This is a genomic window from Intrasporangium mesophilum (genome assembly GCF_054783095.1).
Window position 1 is genome coordinate 1 of record NZ_BAAGRF010000043.1, and the last position, 877, is coordinate 877.

The 877-nt window shown below is 68.2% G+C and carries 1 protein-coding gene; it reads right to left on the minus strand.

Annotated features, from left to right (window positions below; genetic code table 11):
• Nucleotides 1–773 (minus strand): IS481 family transposase (locus ACYVLP_RS23485; RefSeq protein ID WP_460629709.1); only part of this gene is annotated, 773 nt, incomplete at its 3' end.
• Nucleotides 774–877 lie beyond the last annotated feature (104 nt).

Consider the following 877-nt stretch of genomic DNA (forward strand, 5'->3'; position numbering starts at 1 on the left):
AGGAACTCGGCCCGCAGCGACCGGTGGAACCGCTCGATCTTGCCGGTCGTCGTGGGCGAGCGAGGCTTGGTCAGCAGGTGTTCGATCCCGTTGGTCCGGCAGATCCGGTCGAACAGCACCTCCACCGGCGGGGTGTTGAACCGGCCGGTGAAGACCCGACCATTATCCGTGAGCACCTGCTCGGGAACCCCATACGTGGTCAGGGCGAGGGTGAACGCGTCGCACACCGGCTGCATCCGCTCCTTGACCAGCAGCCTCGCGGACACGCAGAACCGGGAGTGGTCATCGATCCCGGTCAGGCACTTCAGGGTGGTGCCGTCCGCGAGCAGCACCCCACCCACGACGTCCAGCTGCCACAGCTCGTTCGGGCGGGCCCGTTCCCACCGGCGCCAGTCCCGCTGCTCGCGGCGTCGCCGACCCGGCTCGATCAGCGATGCCCGCCGCAGCGCCCGGTATACCCCCGATTCGCTCGCGACCAGGCCACGTCTGCCCAGCTCGAACACGAGCCGCCGCGGACCCCACCCAGGATGGGTGCGCCGCGCCTCCAGCACCGCCACCTCAACCGTGGGGTCCATCTGGTGCGGGCACGAGGCCGGCCGGTGCGACCGGTCCGCCAGCCCCTCCAGGCCTCCTGCCTCGTACCGGGCCAGCCATGCGTGCAGCGTCTGCCGGGACACATCCCACGACGCCGCGACCTCGCTGACGGTCCGGCCATCACCGATGACCGCCAGCACCGCCTTGTACCGCTGCTCGGCCACGCTCATCTCCTTCATCAGGAGAGCGTCAAGGATCAACCGAAGCAACTGTCAAGCATCAGCCGAAACACTGTCAGGCATCAACCGAAGCCCAAACGTCAAGCATCAGGCGGAGTCATACA